Origin of the sequence: Actinophytocola sp., assembly GCF_045807065.1 — a bacterium.
Lineage (GTDB): Bacteria > Actinomycetota > Actinomycetes > Mycobacteriales > Pseudonocardiaceae > Actinophytocola.
On record NZ_JBJMIE010000774.1, the window covers coordinates 1 to 3,227 of the forward strand.

A 3,227-nucleotide genomic window follows, 5' to 3' on the forward strand; every position below is an offset into this window, starting at 1 on the left:
ACTCGCCGATCCTGATCGTCGGCGCCATGGTCGTCGGGCCGGAGTTCGGCCCGCTCGCGGCCATCGCGGTCGGCCTGGTCCGGCGCCGCTGGGACCTGGTGCGCCGGGCGGCGCTCGCGCTGGCGGTCGGGTTCCCGCTGGCCATGGCGGTCACCGCGGGCGGCACGGCACTGGGCAACGCGGTGGGGCTGTTCGACGCGAGCGTGATCGCCGGCGACGGCCACCAGGTCGACTTCGTCTACGAGGTCGGACCGTGGTCACTGATCGTGGCGCTGCTGGCCGGGGCGGCGGGGATGCTGTCGATGACGTCGGCGAAGTCCGCCGTGCTGGTCGGCGTGTTCATCTCGGTCACGACGGTGCCGGCGGCCGGCTACGCGAGCGTCGCGGCCATCCTCGGCGACTGGCACCGCGCCGCCGAGTCGATCGGGCAGCTCGTCGTCAACCTCGCCGGGATCGTGGTGGCCGCGGCGGTGGTGCTCCTGCTGCGCCGTGCCACGTGGACGTTCGCGGACGCCGGCCGTCCACTGTCCCGAGGTTGATCCGCGGAGCCATCGCAACGATCCTGACACGAAGCTGTTTTCGTTATTTGTCCGGAAACCGTGGCTACTTGATCGATGGACACGACTACGGTCGGTGTCATGAGCGGGAGTAGGGTCTGAGGAGATGAGTGTGGAAACCGCCGCCGACCCACCGACACTGGGTGGTGGTGCGGACCCCGAAGTACTGGCGACCGTGGTTGCGGCGGAGGCGGTGCTCGGCCGCAGGTTCGGGGCACGGATCACGCTGACGCAGGCCGAGGACCTCGGCGGTTCCGAGCGATCGTGCGTGGTGCGCGTGCGAGTCGCGGCAAGCCCGTTCTCGCTGCCGCGCACGCTCGTGCTCAAGCGGTACTTACAGCCCCTCGACGAGCACTGCGACAGCTTCGTGCGGGAAGCGGCCAGTTACCAGCTGTTCACCGCGCTCGCGTCCGAGGACCGGATGTGCCCGGAGCTGTTCGCGCACGATCCGGGTAGCCGGCTCGTCGTGCTGGAGGACCTCGGGCACGCGCCGACGCTGGCCGACAAGCTGCTCGGCACCGACGCGCGGGCCGCGGAACGGGCGCTGCTGTCCTACGCGCGCTCGCTGGGCAGGCTGCACGCCACGACCGCGGGCCGGGAGGCCGACTTCGACGCGTTGCAGCGGCGGCTGACCGTGCCCGACTTCAAGGACCCGCTCGCCATCGACGGCGCCACCGCGCTGAACGACCTGCCCGATCTGCTCGACGCCGAGCTGGGCGTGCAGACCTCGGCCGCGGTGCTGGAGTGCGCGTCGCGGTCGCGAAAGCTCCTCGAGACCGGCCACCACCGTGCCTTCAGCCCGTCCGACTCGTGCCCGGACAACAACCTGATCACCAACCGCGGCGTGCGGTTCCTCGACCTCGAGGGCGGCTGCGTCCGCAACGCGATCTTCGACGCGGCGTACCTGCGGGTGCCGTTCCCGTCGTGCTGGTGCCCGTTCGGGCTGCCCAACGGCATGACCGACGCGATGCTCGCGAGCTGGCGGGCCGAGGTCAGGGCGGTCTGGCCGGACCTGGACGAGGACGGCGTGCTGCTGCCGATGCTGCTCGACGCGCAGCTGTTCTGGGTGTGGCTGACCACCTGGCAGTTCTTCAGCAGGCCCGAGGCGGCGCAGTCGCACTCGTCGCTGCTGTCGGACACCCCGCCCGAGACGCACGTGCTCACCGACCGGTGGCGGCGCCTAGCCAACGACGCGTTGCTGGCCGGCGCCGAGGCGGTCGCGGAACACGCGGCGGCGGTCGGCGACCGACTGCGCGTCCGCTGGTTCGACGAGGACCCGGTGCTCGCCCTGTATCCGGCATTCCGGCGCTGACCTGCGCTTTCACAGAATTGTCGGTGCTCGGCCCTACTGTCCGTGCCATGGGATTCTCCGAGCGTTACATGAGACCGGGTGGCGTCGTGCCGGTGGGGGACTGGCGCGTCAAGCAGTACCTGGTGACGGTCACCGACGCGCTGCTGGACGGCGCGATCGTCTCGGCGGCCACGGCGTTCCTGCCGAAGCTGCTGCCGTCCGCCGCGGGTTCCGACGCCACGCCACGGGTCGCGTTCTCCGTGCTGCACAAGGGCGTGGACGCGGTCTGGCTCAACCTGTACGCATGGGTGTACGGCGAGATCCTGCACTGCCGCGCGGCCAACGCGCCGTTCGACGTGCCAACCGTGTTCACCCCGTTTGCCGAGCCGTTGATCGGCTGCGTGTGGGAGCTGCCCGCGTTGGTGCACGAGCGCTCCGCGTGGGTACGCCACGGCTTACAGCCGGACGCACCCGAGGTCGACCCCTACCTGGCGGACTTCTTACCCGAGGGTCCCGTCGGCGGGCCGTGACTTCGGGGTGAACACGGCGAGCAGGTTTGGCGGTCAGCTCTTCTCGGTGAACCGCACGCCGTCGGGAGCGAGGTCGCGTAGGTCGCGGAGTACCTGGTCCAGGACGTGTGCGCGCTGCTCCGCGACCGCGAGTGGCGAGCCGAACACGCGTGTCAACCTGCGGGCGCGGGTCGCCAGCCGCGGATCGGCGGTGAGTTCGGCCGTGGCCTCGTCCGTCAGGTCGAACGCGAGGTACCGGGCGGTGGCGTTGCGACGGCCACGCCACAGGTGCAGCGTCACGGTGGTGACCTCCGGCCAGTCCAGCCGGACCGACCTCGGCGACAGGAACCCACCGGCGCGTACCCACACGTGGTCGCTGTCGGCGGCGAGCTGCGGGCCGAAGCCGGCCTGTGCGCGCACCAGCAGCAGCTCCAGGACCACCCCGGCGAGGCACAGTGACCCGATCACGACCCACACCGCCGACCCGGTCGTGGCGACCCCGAGCCCGGCGAGCACCGTGGTGAGCGCGAAGATCGCTATCGTTGTCGCATGCTCGCGTACGGTCTGGCCGGTTCGCACCGGTAGGACCACCTTCGTGTCGTCGGGGACACGCGCCGTTCGCCGCACGTCGGGCAGGGTAAACCCCGGCGACAGCATGGTCGGCGGGAGCCGCCGGGAGGGTCGATGCCAGAACAGCTGTACCACCGCTACGTCGCGCTCGGCGACAGCCAGACCGAGGGCATCGGCGACGGCGACGACGTGACCGGCTACCGCGGCTTCGCCGACCGCCTGGCGGCGCGGCTGGCCGAGCTGAACCCGGACCTGCTCTACGCCAACCTCGCCGTCCGCGGGAAGCTCGCCGGCGAGATA

The 3,227-nt window shown here is 71.0% G+C and carries 5 protein-coding genes; 4 read left to right on the forward strand and 1 reads right to left on the reverse strand.

Translation table 11 applies throughout. The features are described from left to right. The 3 genes from ACJ73U_RS45185 to ACJ73U_RS45195 form a co-directional block, all read left to right on the forward strand. Positions 1–539, forward strand: a 539-nt coding sequence (locus ACJ73U_RS45185) for a DUF389 domain-containing protein (RefSeq protein ID WP_407783967.1), incomplete at its 5' end; no start/stop codon positions are given. Between the two features lie 124 nt (positions 540–663). Continuing rightward, on the forward strand, positions 664–1,869 hold the full coding sequence (locus ACJ73U_RS45190; protein WP_407783968.1) for a hypothetical protein: 1,206 nt from the start codon (positions 664–666) through the stop codon (positions 1,867–1,869). A 47-nt stretch (positions 1,870–1,916) separates the two neighbouring features. Then, positions 1,917–2,378, forward strand: a complete 462-nt coding sequence (locus ACJ73U_RS45195; RefSeq protein WP_407783969.1) for a hypothetical protein — start codon at positions 1,917–1,919, stop codon at positions 2,376–2,378. A gap of 33 nt (positions 2,379–2,411) precedes the next feature. Here ACJ73U_RS45195 and ACJ73U_RS45200 read toward each other — a convergent pair whose 3' ends face one another. After that, positions 2,412–2,984 (reverse strand): hypothetical protein, encoded by a 573-nt coding sequence (locus ACJ73U_RS45200; RefSeq protein WP_407783970.1) that lies wholly within the window; start codon positions 2,982–2,984, stop codon positions 2,412–2,414. Between the two features lie 57 nt (positions 2,985–3,041). Here ACJ73U_RS45200 and ACJ73U_RS45205 point away from each other — a divergent pair. Next, the coding region (locus tag ACJ73U_RS45205; protein ID WP_407783971.1) for an SGNH/GDSL hydrolase family protein at positions 3,042–3,227 on the forward strand (186 nt) is incomplete at its 3' end.